Below are 15,702 nucleotides of genomic sequence, written 5' to 3'. Positions count from 1 at the left end.
TGACCCAGAACACGATCCGCCATCCCGAATCTCCCTGCTTCGACCATCATCACAGAATCACCAATCGGCTTCTGTGCAAAGGTCTCACAAGGGGAGAAGGAAAAGGCGCTGCTTCAACCGATTTGCATTCCCGTCACCCGCAATCTCCGCTTGAAGGCATTTGTGCAACGCGATACGCCGTTTGCAAATTGCAAACCGGAGAGACTTCGTGAGCGCGCCAGAGACCAGAACCGAAACCGACACGTTCGGTCCCATCGAGGTCGCCGCCGACCGTTACTGGGGCGCGCAGGCGCAGCGTTCGCTGGCCAATTTCAAGATCGGCTGGGAAAAGCAGCCGGCCTCGATCGTGCGGGCGCTGGGCATCGTCAAGCGGGCGGCAGCGGAGGCCAATATGGAGCTGAAGCGGCTCGATCCGGCGATCGGCAAGGCCATTATCGAGGCCTCCCAGGAGGTCATCGACGGCAAGCTCAACGAGCATTTCCCGCTGGTCGTCTGGCAGACCGGTTCGGGCACGCAGTCCAACATGAACGCCAATGAGGTGATCTCCAACCGGGCGATCCAGCTTTTGGGCGGCGTCATGGGGTCGAAGAAGCCGGTGCATCCCAACGACCACGTCAATATGAGCCAGTCGTCGAACGACACCTATCCGACTGCAATGCACATCGCCTGCGCCGAGCGCATCATCCACGACCTGCTGCCGGCGCTAAGACATTTGCATGCGGCACTCGAGGCCAAGACCAAGGCTTTCGCCCATATTGTGAAGATCGGCCGCACCCATACACAGGACGCGACGCCGCTGACGCTCGGCCAGGAATTCTCCGGTTATGCGGCGCAGGTCGCCTCGTCGGTCAAGCGCATCGAACTGACCCTGCCCGGCCTGCAGGAATTGGCGCAAGGCGGCACCGCGGTCGGCACCGGCCTCAACGCGCCGGTCGGTTTTGCCGAAAAGGTGGCGGCGCGTATCGCCGCGATCACCGGCATCGATTTCGTCACCGCGCCGAACAAGTTCGAGGCGCTTGCCGCCCATGATTCCATGGTCTTCTCGCACGGCGCCATCAATGCCTGCGCGGCGGCGCTGTTCAAGATCGCCAACGACATCCGTCTGCTCGGTTCCGGCCCGCGTTCGGGCCTCGGTGAATTGTCGCTGCCGGAAAACGAACCGGGCTCGTCGATCATGCCGGGCAAGGTCAACCCGACCCAGTGCGAAGCGATGACGCAGGTTTGCGTGCAGGTCTTCGGCAACAATGCGGCGATCAGCTTCGCCGGCAGCCAGGGCCATTTCGAACTCAACGTCTACAATCCGCTGATGGCCTATTGTTTCCTGCAGTCGGTGCAGCTGCTGGCCGACGCTTCGGTGTCGTTCACCGACAATTGCGTCGTCGGCATCGAGGCCCGCGAGGACAACATCAAGGCGGCACTCGACCGTTCGCTGATGCTGGTGACCGCGCTGGCGCCGACGATCGGCTACGACAACGCGGCCAAGATTGCAAAGGCGGCGCACAAGAACGGCACAACGCTGCGCGAGGAAGCGCTGGCCACCGGGCTGGTCAGCGAAGCCGACTATGAGCGGCTGGTGCGGCCGCAGGACATGACGCATCCGGGGTAAGTTGATCGCGAAAACGTTACCTGGGTGAACAATCCGTAACCAATCTGGCGTCTTTGGTGAACAGTCGGCCTGCGCTAACTAGACGGGTATCCCAAGCCGTTTGGCCAAACCCTTCTGGAGAGTTACGCATGTCCACCAACACGTCCACCAACACTTCGTTTGCCGGTTCCGGCACCGCCGCCGGCGCCTCGGGCACGATCCTGCTCGGCCGCATCCTGCTTTCGGTCATCTTCCTGCTTTCCGGCTTCGGCAAGCTGACGGCGATTGCCGGCACGGCCGGCTATTTCGGCAGCCTCGGCCTGCCGCTGCCGATGGTGACCGCCATTGTCGTCGGCCTGATCGAACTGCTTGGCGGCCTCGCCATCCTCGTCGGCTTCCAGACCCGGATCGTCGGCTGGGTGATGGCGATCTTCACCGTTGCCACCGCATTGGTCGCCCACACCGGCTGGGCCGATCAGATGCAGATGATCAATTTCCTGAAGAACGTTGCGATTGCCGGCGGCTTCCTCGTGCTGGCCTCCTCGGGCCCAGGCGCCTATTCGATCGACGCCAAGCGCGGCTGAAGCAGTCCAGCATTGCTTGGACAAAAGGGGTGCGGAATTTTCCGCGCCCCTTTTTCGTTGTCGGTTTGTGCCCTTCGGTCCGCTGACGGAAAACCTGCTAAGATCGGGCGCCAGGCCAAGCGGCCGTCGACAACGGAGGTGAAGATGCCCCGCAATGCGCTGCTTCTGCTTTCCCGATTGCTGCTCGCCGCGCTGTTCGTTCCGTCCGGCTTCCACGCGCTTACCGACATTGCCGGCACATCAGGCTATTTTGCCGGCCTCGGCCTGCCGCTGCCAACGCTCGTAGCCTGGGCGACGAGCCTGTTCGAGCTGATCGCCGGACTGCTCATCCTCGTCGGCCTCAAGACGCCGATCGTGGCGCTCCTGCTTGCCGCGTTCTGCATCGCGGCGGGCTTCATCGGCCACTATGGCCAGGGTGGCGACGATCCGACGCTGACCTTCATGCATTCACAGATGCTGATGAAGGACATCGCCATATCAGGCGGTTTTCTGGCGCTGGCGATGGCTGGCGCGGGTGCATGGTCGGCCGACGGCCGGATGGCTGCAGGGACGGGCTAAGCTGCCGCCCGGCTCGGCTCATTTGCTGTCGAGAAAGACGAACTCCGCAAGCCTGGTTATGTTTATGGGCTGAGAGAGAAAGGCGCCATGCCCCATTTGACCGACGCTGATGGTCAGGCAAACCTGTCTGCTTTCCACCGCGATCGGCAGCCATTCATATCCATATTGATCTGCGCCCTTGGGGGAGTAGCTCCGAAGATTGCTGTCAATCGCGACATACAGGTAGTTACGCAATTGGATCAGGCTTGCCCTCTTCAGGTATGGCAACAGGTCGGTTCGGCCCACGACAGGGTCAAGAAAGTTGCCGAGGGGCTGATGAACGGACAGAGTTCGATCGACAGCGCCAGGACAGAGATTAACGTCCGCAAAAAACGTGTTCATCGAAATCGATCTTTGAAATTTGATCATTTCGTCGCTTATTCTAAATACAAAGTAATTTATCTTTTGCCCACTTTTAGGTTTTAAAAAACCTTTGAGCAGATTGAATGGTGTTTTGCCGTCTGCGCCTTTTGGATAACTCTTCTCAAACTCAAACGCGCCTTTTGCAGCAACGGAAACCTTGGAAACCGTCTGAGCTCTGGCCGCGTCGACAATCAACAATGACAGGACGGAAAGCAGCAGCGGCAGGATTTGACTGGATTTCACGATCTTCTCCCAAGCGTGGAGCTTGCAGCGAATTGCCACATGCAATTGGCGTCGTGCCTGAAACTACTTCACAGAAACGCTTGGCCCGCCCTCGACTGCCAGCACCAGCCGGCGATTGGTGACCCTTGCCAGCTGTGCCAGCCGGCCGGCCGGCCGCTCGCCGTAAAGATCGGCCAGCGCTGCCGGCAGCACCAGCGCCAGCACGCCATTGCCGCGGTTTTCCCATTTCAGCCGTGGCATGACGCCCGGCATTGCCGCGGTCAGCAAATAGACGACGCGCAGCAGCGCGGCCAGCACGCGGGCGCGCTCGAGATAGCGCGGTGTCGCCAGTCCGCGGATTTCCGGAGCGGCTTCATTGAACACGCCCTCGTGGCGAAACAGGCTGACAAGCGCCAGGAAGGCGCGGCCGGGATGATCGACGCCGATGAACGAGGCGTGGGCGATGATGTTGAGCGATTGCTTGCCGCGATATTCGGGATGGGCACGCCAGCCGATATCGGCGAGCAGGCAGGCGGCGTGGCGGTAGCGCGCCTCATCCCTGGTCTCGTCGATGCCGAAGGCGGCGAACGCCTTGCCGGTCCACTCGACAAGCTCATGCGCGTGGTCGACCGAGCGCGAGCGCAGGCGGGCAAGCTCTTCCGCCGCCGAGATCAGCGGATCGGCCTTCTGCTCGGCCTCGTCGAGCAGCGAGTAGAGAAAGCCCTCGCGCACGCCCAGCGCCGACACGATGATCTTCGACGGCTGCATCGCCGCCATGATCTCCTGCAGCACGATGGCGCCATAGGGCAGCAGCGAACGGCGGTTCTTGGAGATGCCCTCGATGCCTTTGATCTTATCTATCTCGACCTTGGCGACCTGCCGGAGGAAGTTCGCGGCGCTTTCGATGCCGATCTCGTAATGGTGCATGACGCCGAGCGGGTAGTTGGTCATTTCCATGTGCAGCCGGGCGAGGTTTCGCCAGGTGCCGCCGACCGTGTAGAACGCCCTGCCCTGCCCGCCCTTCAACAATTTCGCCCGCGCCAGTTGCTCGCGCGTGATCTTTGCCGCCTGGGTCAGCGAGTTCTTCGCCATGTCCTGCAGGCGCAGGCCGCCCAACGGCAGCGTGATGCCGTCACCGATCGTCTCACCGTCAATATCGATCAGCTCGAGGCTGCCGCCGCCAAGATCGCCGGCGATGCCGTTGGCCGGATGGAAACCGGAGATGACGCCGAGCGCCGAATAATGGGCTTCCTCGCGGCCGCTCAGCACCTGGATCTCGGTTTTGAGCACATCCTCAGCGCGGTGGATGAAGTCGGGGCCGTTGACCGCCTCGCGGGCGGCGGCGGTCGCCAGCACATACATGCGCTCGGCGCCGGCCTGGTCGGAGAGCGCGCGGAAACGGCGGAACTCTTCCATCGAGCGCGTCACCGCCTCGGGATCGAGCTTTCCGGTCGAAACGATGCCGCGGCCGAGGCCGGCCAGCATCTTTTCATTGAACAGCAAGGTCGGCGAGCGCGCCAGCCCCTCATAGATGACAAGACGGATCGAGTTCGATCCGATATCGATGATGGACAGCGGTCGGCGGTCCTGGAGCCGGCCCTGGGACGCTGAAATCATCAGCCCGTCGCTGCGTTCTGTTTCTTGCGGCGCTTGAACTGCGCGATGCGCTTGGGCGCATGCGACTTCAACGCATCGCCCCGTCCGGACAGGCTCGGATTCGTCATGAAATATTCCTGCGCGTTGAACGGTTCCTCGCCCTCCTCCAGCACGACGCGCCGGGAGGTTCCGTCAGCCAATACGTCGAAACTTTGCTGGTTGTCCATGATGTTGCCGAGCATGATCTGGCCGAGCACCTGTTCGTGCACAGTTGGATTGGTGATCGGCACCATGGTCTCGACACGGCGGTCGAGATTGCGCGGCATCAGATCGGCCGAGGAGATGTAGACGATCGCCCCGTCCGAGGGCAGGCCGTGGCCGTTGCCGAAGCAATAGATGCGGCTGTGTTCGAGGAAACGGCCGACGATCGATTTCACCCTTATGTTCTCCGACAGGCCGGGCACCTGCGGCCTCAGGCAGCAGATGCCGCGCACGACGAGATCGATCTCGACGCCGGCGCGGCTGGCATCATAGAGGGCATCGATGATGATCGGGTCGACCAAGGCGTTCATCTTCATCCAGATGCGGGCGGGCCTGCCCTCCAGCGCGTGACTGATCTCGTCCGAAATGTGCTTGAGGATGCGGTCGCGCAGCGTGAACGGCGATATGGCCAGCCGCATCTGCTCGGCCGGCTCGGCATAGCCGGTGATGAAGTTGAACAGCTGGGCGACATCGCGCGCGATCGTCGGGGCCGTGGTGAAGAAGGACAGGTCGGTGTAGATGCGCGCGGTGACCGGGTGGTAGTTGCCGGTGCCGAGATGCACGTAATTGCGCAGCCTGCCATCCTCTCGGCGCACGACCAGCGACATTTTCGAATGGGTCTTCAGTTCGAGGAAGCCGAAGACGACCTGGACGCCGGCGCGCTCGAGGTCGCGGGCCCAGCGGATGTTGGCCTCCTCGTCGAAGCGCGCCTTGAGCTCGACCAGCGCGGTCACCGACTTGCCGGCCTCGGCGGCGTCGACCAGAGCGCGCACGATCGGGCTGTCGTTGGAGGTGCGATAGAGCGTCTGCTTGATCGCCACCACTTCCGGATCGGCCATTGCCTGGCGCAGGAACTGCACCACGACGTCGAAGGATTCGTAGGGGTGGTGGACGATGATGTCCTTCTCGCGGATCGCCGCAAAACAATCGCCGCCATGCTCGCGGATGCGCTCGGGGAAGCGCGGATTGTAGGGCGTGAACTTCAGATCGTCGCGGGCGACGGCGACGATCTCCGAGATCTGGCTGAGCGCCAGCGGACCGGTGAGCACGCTGATGCGGCTTGCCGAAACGCCAAGCTCGCCGGCGACGAAGTCGCGCAGTTCGGGCGGCATCAGCCGGTCGAATTCGATCCGGATAACCGAGCCGCGGCGCCGCCGCTTCAGCGCCGTCTCGAACAGGCGCACCAGATCCTCGGATTCTTCCTCGACCTCGATATCGCTGTCGCGGATGATGCGGAACGTGCCGGAACCCTTGACCTCGTAGCCCGGGAACAGCTTGCCGATATAAAGACCGACCGCCTCCTCGAGCGGGATGAAGCGGACATGGCGCTTGCGATCCGGCAAGCGGATGAAGCGCCTCAGCGCCACCGGCAGGCGCAAAAGCGCGCTCATTTCCTCGCCGTTCTTACGGTGGCGCAATTGCAACGCCATCGAGAAACCGAGATTGGGAATGAACGGGAACGGATGCGCCGGGTCGATCGACAGCGGCGTCAGCACCGGAAATACCTGCTCCTGGAAATGGTCCTCGAGCCAGATCTTCTCGTCCTTGCTCAGCGCATCGCGGGTGATGCTCTCGATGCCTTCCTTGTCGAGCAGCAGCATCAGCGCCGAAAGGCTTTTCTGCTGGTCCTCCTGCAGGCGCTCGACCTCGCGCAGCAATTGTTCAAGCTGCTGCTCGGGCGTGCGTCCGTCCGGGCTCTTCAGCACGATGCCCTCGCGCACCTGGCCGGCAAGACCCGCAACGCGGACCATGAAGAACTCGTCGAGGTTGGCGGCCGATATCGACAGGAAGCGAACACGCTCGAGCAGCGGATGATTGGCGTTCAGCGACTCTTCGAGCACGCGCCGGTTGAATTGCAGCCAGGAAAACTCGCGGTTGACGAAGCGGTCGGGATTGCCGCCTTCGCGGCTCGCCGCCTCGACGGTGATGAATTCGTTCTGCACCGGCTTCAGTTCGTTCATGGTTTCCGCTCTTCCCACACCGTTCGACGACCATAGCCTTAACCGGCTTAACTTATCCTCTGACAGGCTTTTGCGACAGTTTCATTTCATCGATCTTGCAAAGAGACGGGTTATGATCCAGATGCAATCGACAAGATCAGGAGACGACGATGGCAGGCGGTTCCATTCCCCATTTCCAGAACGATGCGGGCTATCCGGCAATCGACATCGGCGTCAAGGAATTCATGTGCACCGGCGCCAATCCGCCTTTCGACCACCCCCATGTATTTCTCGACATGGGCGACGACAATGAAAAAGTCTGCCCGTATTGCTCGACGCTCTATCGCTATTCGCCGAAGCTGAAGGCGTTGGAAACGCAGCCGCCGGGCTGCCTTTATATCGACCAGGCCGCCTGATTCTTCCGCGACAAACCTGATGCAGGAAACGCAGTCCCGGCAGGTGGTCATCGCCGGGGCGGGCGTCGCCGGGCTGACCGCGGCACTGGCCTTCGCCGAGCGCGGCTATCGGATAAAACTGTTCGAACAGGCGCAGCACCTCGAGGCTGCCGGCGCCGGTATCCAGCTTTCGCCCAACGCGACGCGCATCCTACGGCAGCTCGGCGTACTCGATCGGCTGCTGGCGACGGCGGTGCGGCCGGAGGCGGTCGTGCTCAAGGATGCCGCCACGCTGCGCAAGCTGGCGCGCGTACCGCTTGGCCAGGCGGCCGAAACGCGCTGGGGAGCGCCCTATCTCGTTGCCCACCGCGCGGATCTGCAGTCAGCGCTGATGCAGCGAGTTTCGGAGCAGCCCGGTATCGATCTGCTCGCCGGCGCGCGGGTGACCGACATCGCAGCCGGATCGAAAGGTGTTACCGTCACTGCATCGGCTGATGGCGACACGGTCGAGGCTGGCTGTCTGCTGATCGGCGCCGATGGCGTCTGGTCGTCGGTGCGAGAAACGCTTGCCCGCAACGCAGCCGATTTCCGGAGAAGCCGGTTTTCGGGCGAGCTTGCCTGGCGCGCCACGGTGGCCGCCGACAGCCCCGCCGGACAAACCTTTGCAGCGATCGGTGCGCCCGATTGCGTTACTGCATTCCTCTATCCCGGCTTCCATATGGTCGCCTATCCGGTCAGTCGTGGCACTGCCTTCAACCTCGCCGCCTTCACTGGGGGCGAGCGCATCGCCGAGGGCTGGTCGGGGCATGCCAACCCCGCCAGCCTCGCCAGCGCCATGCGCGGTACCGCGCCGGCGCTGGTCCGTCTGGCGAGCGAGGCGGCGCCGTGGATGGCATGGCCGATCCACACCGTCGAGCAGCGGCGATGGACGACGCCGGAAGGCATCGCGCTGATCGGCGATGCGGCGCACGCGATGACGCCGTTTGCCGCACAGGGCGCGGCGATGGCGATCGAGGACGCGGCGACGCTTGCCGGCTTCGTTGCGGCCTCCACAGCCGATCTTGAGGGGGCGCTTGCCGCCTGGGAACAGGCGCGGCGGCCGCGCGTCGCCCAGGTCGCCCGCCGCGGCGCCATCAACCGCCTCGCCTGGCATGCGGCCGGGCCGGTGGCGATGGCCCGCAACCTGTTCCTGGCGATGCGCTCGCCCGAAAAGCTCGCCGCCGATCTCGACTGGCTCTATGGTTGGTGGGCGTAGGACGCTCGGCGGTCCTAAGTCGCCTTGTCAATTGTAAAGCCGCATCGACAGGCCGAGCGAGGCCGGCAGCGGATTCCACCAGCCGGTGCGCAGCCCGGCCGTGCGCAGTGCCGCCGCCGTCCAGGTGTTGCAGCCGACCAGCGCGTTGAAATGGCCATTGGCTTCGAAGAACCGATCGAAGCGGGAATAGGCCGCACTCTCGATCGGGATGGCCCCGTTCGGCCCCTGCCGGAAGCTTGCCGCAATGTAATCTAGCAGCGCCGTAAACCGCTCCTCGCCGATGTCGAAGCTAGCGACGTCGCGATGCGGCTCGGCGATGTCGACGGAAATGTCGACATGCATTGCCGAGGCATCGACCGTCAGCGCCTTCATCACCGGCACCGCCTTCAGCTCCGACCAGGTCGGGGTCTCCAGATAGAAGGCGCGGCCGCCCCAGCCGAAGACGATGTAGCGGACCTCCGCCATGTCTGCTGGAATGCCGGCATCGACCAGGAAATGGAAGCGCCGGCGCACATCGTCGTCGACCGGGATGGCGATGTCGGTGTGGATCGGATTTTGCAGCATCAGGATACGGTGGCTTGTGCCGATCGGATCGGCAACGGCCGCCGGCCAGAGCGGGCGCGGCAGCAGCGTGCCCAGCGCCACCGCAAGGACTGCTGCAACGACCAGCAGGCCAAGAAAACGGGCAAGCTTCTTCATGGGGAAGGCATAGACCAAGCAATGTTCAAGGTGAAGCCTCTCCGGAAATTGAACAGCTGACTTAGAGCTTGACGCGTATCCTCCCCGGGAGGATATGCTGAAGGCATGTCAGATCATCTCCACGCTTCGCATCCTTCCATCGTAAAGCGCCTGAAGCGCGCGCAAGGCCACCTTGCGGCGGTGCTGGCGATGATCGAGGCGCATCGCCCTTGCGTTGACCTGGCGCAGCAGCTTCATGCCGTCGAAAGGGCCATCAGCAGCGCCAAGCGCGAGCTGATCAACGATCACATCGAGCATTGCCTGACGGACAGCGTGGAAACCGGCGGCAACTCGCTGGCGGAACTTAAGCAGCTGGCGAAATATCTATGAATGCCATCGTAGTCCGCATTCTGGACTGGCTCGGGTTCGGCTCGCACGCCGCACATCATCACGGCGGTCACGGTCCGCACGGTCACAGCCATGGCGTCATCGACGCGACAATTGCCACCACCGACCGGGGCATCTGGGCAATCAAATGGTCGTTCGTGATCCTGGCCATCACCGCGGCATTGCAGATGGTCGTGGTTGCGTTGTCGGGGAGCGTGGCATTGCTGGCCGACACGATCCATAACATCGGCGATGCGACCACGGCGATCCCGCTATGGATTGCGTTCGTGCTGGCGCGGCGCAAGCCGTCGCGGATCTTCACCTATGGCTTGGGCCGGGTCGAGGATCTGGCCGGCATCATCATCGTGCTCATCATCCTGTTCAGCGCTGTAGTCGCTGCCTACCAAGCCATCGACAGGCTGATCAATCCACAAGTGGTGACACACCTGGGCTGGCTGACTGCGGCGGGCATTGTCGGCTTCCTCGGCAACGAGGCGGTTGCCGTGTTCCGTATCCGCGTCGGTCGCGAAATCAACAGCGCGGCACTGATTGCCGACGGCTACCACGCCCGCACAGATGGACTTACCAGCCTTGCCGTGGTCATCGGAGCCATCGGCGTCTGGTTCGGCTTTTCCTTGGCCGATCCGATCGTCGGTCTGCTGATCACGATTGCGATCTTCGGTATCGTCTGGCAATCGGCCCGCTCGGTGCTGACCCGCATGCTGGATGGAATCGAACCCGGTGTGATGGACGAAATCCGACATGCCGCCGAGCATGTTCCGGGCGCGCGCATTGTCGATGCCAAGGCGCGCTGGATCGGTCATAGATTGCACGCCGACATCGCAATTGCCGCGGACGAAACCCTGCCGCTGTCGGCGGCGAACAAGATCGCCGCAGCGCTGAAGGACGAACTATCCCAGCATATGCCGGCCCTGGCTGAGGCGAATGTGCGGTTTTCAACGGAACGTGGAGAGAACGACCATCCTCACGAGCACACGCATGACCACGGCCACATGCACTGACGCTCGCCGATTTTCTGCTAGTCTCGTCCGATGTTCCAGACGCTCGTCGAATTTCAGCGCACGATCTATCTGACGCTCGGCGAACAGATCAAGCTGCTTGCGGCCGGAGGCAATTGGCTGGCGTTCATGGCCTTCCTGCCGATGGGCGTCGTGTTCGGGGCTGCCCATGCGCTGACGCCGGGGCACAGCAAGGCCGTCCTGGCGACGTATCTTGCCGGTTCGGATGCGAAGGTCTCGCGTGGTCTGCTCGTATCTATCACGCTATCGTTCACGCATGTGACGATTGCCGTTCTGATTGCGGCTCTCTCGCTGCCACTGGTCTCAATAGCATTGGGCAGCGTCGGCCGCGCTCCGCTTCTGGAGCACATCAGTCGCGGGCTGCTCGGCCTCATCGGCGTCTGGATGCTCTGGCGCGCTTTGAGCCACAGCCATCACCACAGGCACGAGGGCGAGGCTGTCGGCGTCATGGCAGGCCTGATCCCATGTCCGCTTACGCTTTTCGCGATGACTTTCGCGATGTCCAGGGGTGTTCCGGCAGCGGGCGTCCTGTTTGCCATCACCATGATGGTCGGCGTGGCGCTGACGCTGTCCTGCGTCGCCGTGTTGTCGATCGTGTTTCGGGAACGGCTTGTACAGTTTTTCGCGCGCCAGCCACGGCTGTTCGAAACCATCTCCCGGGCCATCGAGGGCGCCGCCGGTCTCGCCCTTGCCGGCGTCGCTGTCTGGCAGATCACCTCAGCTTGAGAGAAAATTTGGCCCCAGCCACTGCATGGTGTCCGGGCCGGTGCACCGGCTGGAACGAGCCTAGGCGACGCCGGTCATGTCACCTCGATCACGACCATCAGCCCGCCGCCGGCCCTTCTCCTCGACATTGTTGTTCGTGGTGTGATGCGGGATGTGGCAATGGATCAGCCAATGCCCCGGACGCTGCGCCATCCAGATCACGTCGTAGCGCTGACCCGGCCCGACGTTGATCGTATCGGCAAGGAAACGACCCGAAGCGGGGACCGTCTCGGCAGGCCGAGCGCCGCCGTGACGGCGGCGGCAAGAATGATGCCGGTGGCATCGCCGGCGACGCAGTGGATGGTGGAGCCGACGCCCTGCTTCCAGAGCGGCCGGGTGAACACCTCATGCTCGCCCGGCCGTGGCTCCTTGTCCGCGAGCACGTAAAGCAGCAAGCCGAGCGGACCCATATAGAGGGTGACCAGGATGAAGCCCCATTTCATCACCACCGGCTCGGGATTGTTGCGATATTGGTCGAAGCCGACATAAAGCGTCGAAGCCAGCGCCAGCGCGAACCAAACGACAAGAAAATAATCGATCGGTTGGATGAGCATCAGGATGAAACCTTGACCTGCCGCCGCACGCGCCCACGCTGCTTGTTATACAACTCCCAATGGAAATGAACGCGGAAGGCGCGCTTATGATCCGCGCCGGCCTTAGGTACCAGGTTGCAACGTGACCACTCGAACGGCCTGAAGCACGCTTGCTATCTTCTCGCGCAGCGCACGGTCAGCGCTCGTCGAATACGCGCGAAGCCAGCAAGACAGAGAGCCCGGTCCGCCGGTCTTGTCCCGAACCGGCGTACAGGATCAGTGCAGGATCTGCGACAGGAACAGCTTCGTGCGCTCATGGCGCGGGTGGTCGAAGAACTCGGCCGGCGTGTTCTGCTCGACGATCTGACCCTGATCCATAAAGATCACCCGGTTGGCGACTTTGCGCGCAAAGCCCATTTCGTGGGTGACGCAGAGCATGGTCATGCCTTCCTCGGCCAGCCCGACCATCGTCTCCAGCACTTCCTTGATCATTTCCGGATCGAGAGCCGAGGTCGGCTCATCGAACAGCATGATGCGCGGGTTCATGCACAGCGAGCGGGCGATCGCCACGCGCTGTTGCTGGCCGCCGGAAAGCTGGCCGGGATATTTGTTGGCCTGTTCCGGGATCTTGACGCGCGTGAGGAAATGCATGGCGATTTCCTCGGCCTGTTTCCGCGGCATCTTGCGCACCCAGATCGGCGCCAGCGTGCAATTTTCCAGAATGGTCAGATGCGGGAACAGGTTGAAGTGCTGGAACACCATGCCGACCTCGCGGCGCACCTCGTCGATCTTCTTCAGATCGTTGGTCAGTTCCTTGCCGTCGACTATGATCTTGCCCTTCTGGTGTTCCTCCAGTCGGTTGATGCAGCGGATCATCGTCGATTTGCCGGAGCCCGACGGGCCGCAGATGACGATGCGCTCGCCGCGCATCACCTTTAGATTGATGTCCTTCAGCACATGGAATTCGCCGTACCATTTGTGCATGGCGATGATGTCGATGGCGACATCGGTGGTGGAAATATGCATCTTGGCGGCATTGACCTTGATCTCTTCCGCGCTGACGGCGTTTTCTATGGCCATGACAAGGTCCCCTTTTTTAGCGTTTGTGGCCGGTGTCGAGACGGCGTTCCGTGTACATTGAATAGCGCGACATGCCGAAGCAGAACAGCCAGAAGATGAAGGCCGCGAACACCAGGCCGGATCTGGCCGTCTGCGGCGTCGCCCAATTGGCGTCGGAGAAGTTCTGCTTGACGATGCCGAGGAGGTCGAACATCGAGATGACGATGACCAGGCTGGTGTCCTTGAACATGCCGATGAAGGTGTTGACGATGCCGGGAATGACCAGCTTCAGCGCCTGCGGCATGACGACCAGACCCATCTTCTGCCAGTAGCTGAGGCCGAGCGAATCGGCGCCCTCATACTGGCCTTTGGGGATCGCCTGCAGGCCGCCGCGCACCACTTCGGCCATGTAGGCGGCGGCAAACAGCGACACGCCGATCAGCGCGCGCAGGAACTTGTCGAAGCTGACGCCGGCCGGCAGGAACAGCGGCAGCATCACGCTGGCAAAGAACAGCACCGTAATCAGCGGGATGCCGCGTACCGTCTCGATGAAGATCACGCACAGCAGCTTGACGATCGGCATGTTCGAGCGCCGGCCGAGCGCCAGCACGATGCCGACCGGCAGCGACACAGCTATGCCGACGAAGGACAGGCTGAGTGTCACCAGCAGTCCACCCCAGAGCGGGGTTTCGACATAGGGCAGGCCGAACATGCCGCCGATCAGCAGAACGAAGGCGACGACCGGCAGTGCAAAAAAGAGAAGAATGGCATTCAGCCCCTTGCGCGGTACGCGCGGAATGAGCAGCGGCACCAGCAGCGCCACGAACAGGATGGCCACCAGGATCGGTCGCCAACGCTCTTCCAGGGGATAGCGGCCGAACATGAACTGGCCGAACTTGGCGTTGACGAAGGCCCAGCAAGCGCCGGTCCAGCCGTCCGACTGGATGCCGCCCTGCGCCACGGTGGCGCAGACCGTGCGGTCCGGTCCCGTCCACTGGGCGTTGATGAAAGCCCAATTGACGATCTGCGGCAGGATCATGGCAACCAACACGATGCCGATGACGGTCAGGATGGCGTCGCCGGTCGATGCGATCAGATTCTTGCGGACCCAGGCGGTGAGGCCGCGCTCGCTCGACGGCGCCGGCTGCGCCAGCGCCATCTCCGTCCGCACCCAGGACATATCGTGCTCTTGCATGGCCCTACCTCTCCACCAGCGCCATCCTGGCATTGACGACGTTCATGATCGCCGACGTGATCAGGCTGAGCGCCAGGTACACCGCCATCATGATCACCACGCCTTCGACTGCCTGCCCGGTCTGGTTCAAGACCGTGCCGGCCGTCGCCGTCAGGTCCGGATAGCCGATGGCGATGGCGAGCGAGGAATTCTTGGTCAGGTTGAGATACTGGCTGGTCAGCGGCGGAATAACGATGCGCATCGCCTGCGGCACGACGACAAGCCTGAGGATCGATCCCGAGCGCAGCCCGAGTGCCGCGGCCGCCTCGGTCTGGCCTGCGCTGACGCCCCTGATGCCGGCGCGCACGATCTCGGCGATAAAGGCGGCCGTATAGCAGGACAACGCCAGATAGAGTGACAGGAACTCGGGCCTGACCTGAAAGCCACCGACGAGATTGAAGGTCGACTGCTTTGGAAATTCAAAGCTCAGCGGAAAGCCGCTCAGCGCGTAGGCCAGCAGCGGCAGGCCGACGATCAACGCCATGGATGTCCAGAACACCGGGAATGGCTGTCCCGTCGCCATCTGCCGCTGCCGCGCCTTGCGGGCGACGAACCAGGCCATAGCGATGCCGAGGAGCAGTGCGACCAGGATCAGCCAGGAGCCCTCGCCCCATATAGCGCGGGGAAAATAGAAGCCGCGCTGGTTGAGAAAGGAGCCGAACGGCAGATTGATGCTCTCGCGTGGCGGCGGCAGCACGGCGAGCACGCCGGAATACCAGAAGAAGATGACCAGCAGCGGTGGGATGTTGCGGAACACCTCGACATAAACGGTGCAGATCTTCCTGATCAGCCAGTTATGCGACAGCCGGCCGATGCCGACGATGAAACCGATGATGGTGGCGGTGATGATGCCGACGACAGCAACGATCACGGTGTTGATAAAGCCAACCAGGATGGCACGGAAATAGGTCGAATCCGATGAATAAGCGATGGCGCTTTCGCTGATGTCGAAGCCGGCGCGGCCCTTAAGAAAGCCGAAGCCGGAAGCGATGTGCAGCCGCGTCAAATTGGCGATGACGTTGTGGGTAACCCACCAGACACCCGCTACCAGCAGGACGAGGACCAGTGCTTGAAAGAATATGCCGCGGACGCGCGGATCATTGATGAAGGAACCGCGGCTTGGCTCCTCGCGAAGAACTTCCTGCGATGCCATTCGACAGTCCCCTGGAAAGAGAGACCGGAAGGCAGACGATCTGCCTTCCGGATCC

General features: G+C 62.4%; 16 protein-coding genes and 1 pseudogene. 8 read left to right on the top strand and 9 right to left on the bottom strand.

Annotation, left to right across the window (positions count from 1 at the left end):
- Positions 1 to 208: 208 nt before the first annotated feature.
- The 3 genes from fumC to NKI47_RS28815 all read left to right on the top strand — a co-directional run bounded on the left by fumC (position 209) and on the right by NKI47_RS28815 (position 2,727).
- Positions 209 to 1,606, top strand: a complete 1,398-nt coding sequence (gene fumC, locus NKI47_RS28825) for a class II fumarate hydratase (protein ID WP_023677621.1) — start codon at positions 209 to 211, stop codon at positions 1,604 to 1,606.
- 128 nt (positions 1,607 to 1,734) lie between these two features.
- A complete protein-coding gene (locus NKI47_RS28820) occupies positions 1,735 to 2,169 on the top strand; it encodes a DoxX family protein (RefSeq protein WP_023677622.1) in 435 nt (144 codons plus the stop codon).
- 144 nt (positions 2,170 to 2,313) lie between these two features.
- On the top strand, positions 2,314 to 2,727 hold the full coding sequence (locus tag NKI47_RS28815; protein WP_352594427.1) for a DoxX family protein: 414 nt from the start codon (positions 2,314 to 2,316) through the stop codon (positions 2,725 to 2,727).
- 18 nt (positions 2,728 to 2,745) lie between these two features.
- Here NKI47_RS28815 and NKI47_RS28810 read toward each other — a convergent pair whose 3' ends face one another.
- The 3 genes from NKI47_RS28810 to NKI47_RS28800 form a co-directional block, all read right to left on the bottom strand.
- Positions 2,746 to 3,372, bottom strand: coding sequence for a hypothetical protein (locus NKI47_RS28810; protein WP_352594426.1), 627 nt, complete (start codon positions 3,370 to 3,372; stop codon positions 2,746 to 2,748).
- 63 nt (positions 3,373 to 3,435) lie between these two features.
- Positions 3,436 to 4,968, bottom strand: a complete 1,533-nt coding sequence (gene ppx, locus NKI47_RS28805) for an exopolyphosphatase (RefSeq protein WP_352594425.1) — start codon at positions 4,966 to 4,968, stop codon at positions 3,436 to 3,438.
- The gene (locus NKI47_RS28800; protein WP_352458380.1) at positions 4,968 to 7,169 is read right to left on the bottom strand and encodes an RNA degradosome polyphosphate kinase; all 2,202 of its coding nucleotides are present in this window, start codon (positions 7,167 to 7,169) and stop codon (positions 4,968 to 4,970) included. Before NKI47_RS28800 ends, ppx begins: the two co-directional genes overlap by 1 nt.
- A gap of 149 nt (positions 7,170 to 7,318) precedes the next feature.
- Here NKI47_RS28800 and NKI47_RS28795 point away from each other — a divergent pair, with 149 nt between their 5' ends.
- Positions 7,319 to 7,564: a zinc-finger domain-containing protein gene (locus NKI47_RS28795; RefSeq protein ID WP_254820632.1), complete on the top strand. Its 246-nt coding sequence runs from the start codon at positions 7,319 to 7,321 to the stop codon at positions 7,562 to 7,564.
- 19 nt (positions 7,565 to 7,583) lie between these two features.
- Positions 7,584 to 8,798, top strand: a complete 1,215-nt coding sequence (locus NKI47_RS28790; RefSeq protein WP_352594424.1) for an FAD-dependent monooxygenase — start codon at positions 7,584 to 7,586, stop codon at positions 8,796 to 8,798.
- A gap of 27 nt (positions 8,799 to 8,825) precedes the next feature.
- Here the strand turns inward: NKI47_RS28790 and NKI47_RS28785 are convergent, their stop codons facing one another.
- Positions 8,826 to 9,497 carry a TIGR02117 family protein gene (locus tag NKI47_RS28785; RefSeq protein WP_023677628.1) on the bottom strand — a complete coding sequence of 224 codons (672 nt, stop codon included), beginning with the start codon at positions 9,495 to 9,497 and terminating at the stop codon, positions 8,826 to 8,828.
- A 105-nt stretch (positions 9,498 to 9,602) separates the two neighbouring features.
- Between NKI47_RS28785 and NKI47_RS28780 the strand changes: the two genes are divergently transcribed.
- From NKI47_RS28780 to NKI47_RS28770, 3 genes are read left to right on the top strand one after another with little or no spacing between them, the layout of a single operon-like run.
- Entirely contained in the window at positions 9,603 to 9,866 is a 264-nt protein-coding gene (locus tag NKI47_RS28780; protein ID WP_023677629.1) for a metal-sensing transcriptional repressor, read from the top strand.
- On the top strand, positions 9,863 to 10,885 hold the full coding sequence (locus NKI47_RS28775) for a cation diffusion facilitator family transporter (protein ID WP_502898090.1): 1,023 nt from the start codon (positions 9,863 to 9,865) through the stop codon (positions 10,883 to 10,885). Before NKI47_RS28780 ends, NKI47_RS28775 begins: the two co-directional genes overlap by 4 nt.
- Before the next feature lie 30 nt (positions 10,886 to 10,915).
- Entirely contained in the window at positions 10,916 to 11,629 is a 714-nt protein-coding gene (locus NKI47_RS28770; protein ID WP_352452778.1) for a HoxN/HupN/NixA family nickel/cobalt transporter, read from the top strand.
- Between the two features lie 60 nt (positions 11,630 to 11,689).
- Here the strand turns inward: NKI47_RS28770 and NKI47_RS28765 are convergent, their stop codons facing one another.
- The 5 genes and pseudogenes from NKI47_RS28765 to NKI47_RS28745 form a co-directional block, all read right to left on the bottom strand.
- The gene (locus NKI47_RS28765) at positions 11,690 to 11,860 is read right to left on the bottom strand and encodes a multicopper oxidase domain-containing protein (protein ID WP_352594432.1); all 171 of its coding nucleotides are present in this window, start codon (positions 11,858 to 11,860) and stop codon (positions 11,690 to 11,692) included.
- 38 nt (positions 11,861 to 11,898) lie between these two features.
- Positions 11,899 to 12,222: pseudogene (locus NKI47_RS28760) on the bottom strand (copper oxidase); the annotation flags it as partial.
- Between the two features lie 255 nt (positions 12,223 to 12,477).
- Complete coding sequence (locus NKI47_RS28755; RefSeq protein WP_031194215.1) at positions 12,478 to 13,227, bottom strand: amino acid ABC transporter ATP-binding protein; 750 nt, start codon at positions 13,225 to 13,227, stop codon at positions 12,478 to 12,480.
- A 70-nt stretch (positions 13,228 to 13,297) separates the two neighbouring features.
- The gene (locus tag NKI47_RS28750; protein ID WP_352594423.1) at positions 13,298 to 14,455 is read right to left on the bottom strand and encodes an amino acid ABC transporter permease; all 1,158 of its coding nucleotides are present in this window, start codon (positions 14,453 to 14,455) and stop codon (positions 13,298 to 13,300) included.
- Between the two features lie 4 nt (positions 14,456 to 14,459).
- Complete coding sequence (locus NKI47_RS28745; protein WP_023677634.1) at positions 14,460 to 15,647, bottom strand: amino acid ABC transporter permease; 1,188 nt, start codon at positions 15,645 to 15,647, stop codon at positions 14,460 to 14,462.
- Positions 15,648 to 15,702: the final 55 nt, after the last annotated feature.

Origin of the sequence: Mesorhizobium sp. M0633 (assembly GCF_040320645.1) — a bacterium.
GTDB lineage: Bacteria > Pseudomonadota > Alphaproteobacteria > Rhizobiales > Rhizobiaceae > Mesorhizobium.
This window is presented reverse-complemented; position numbering and strand designations above follow the sequence as displayed.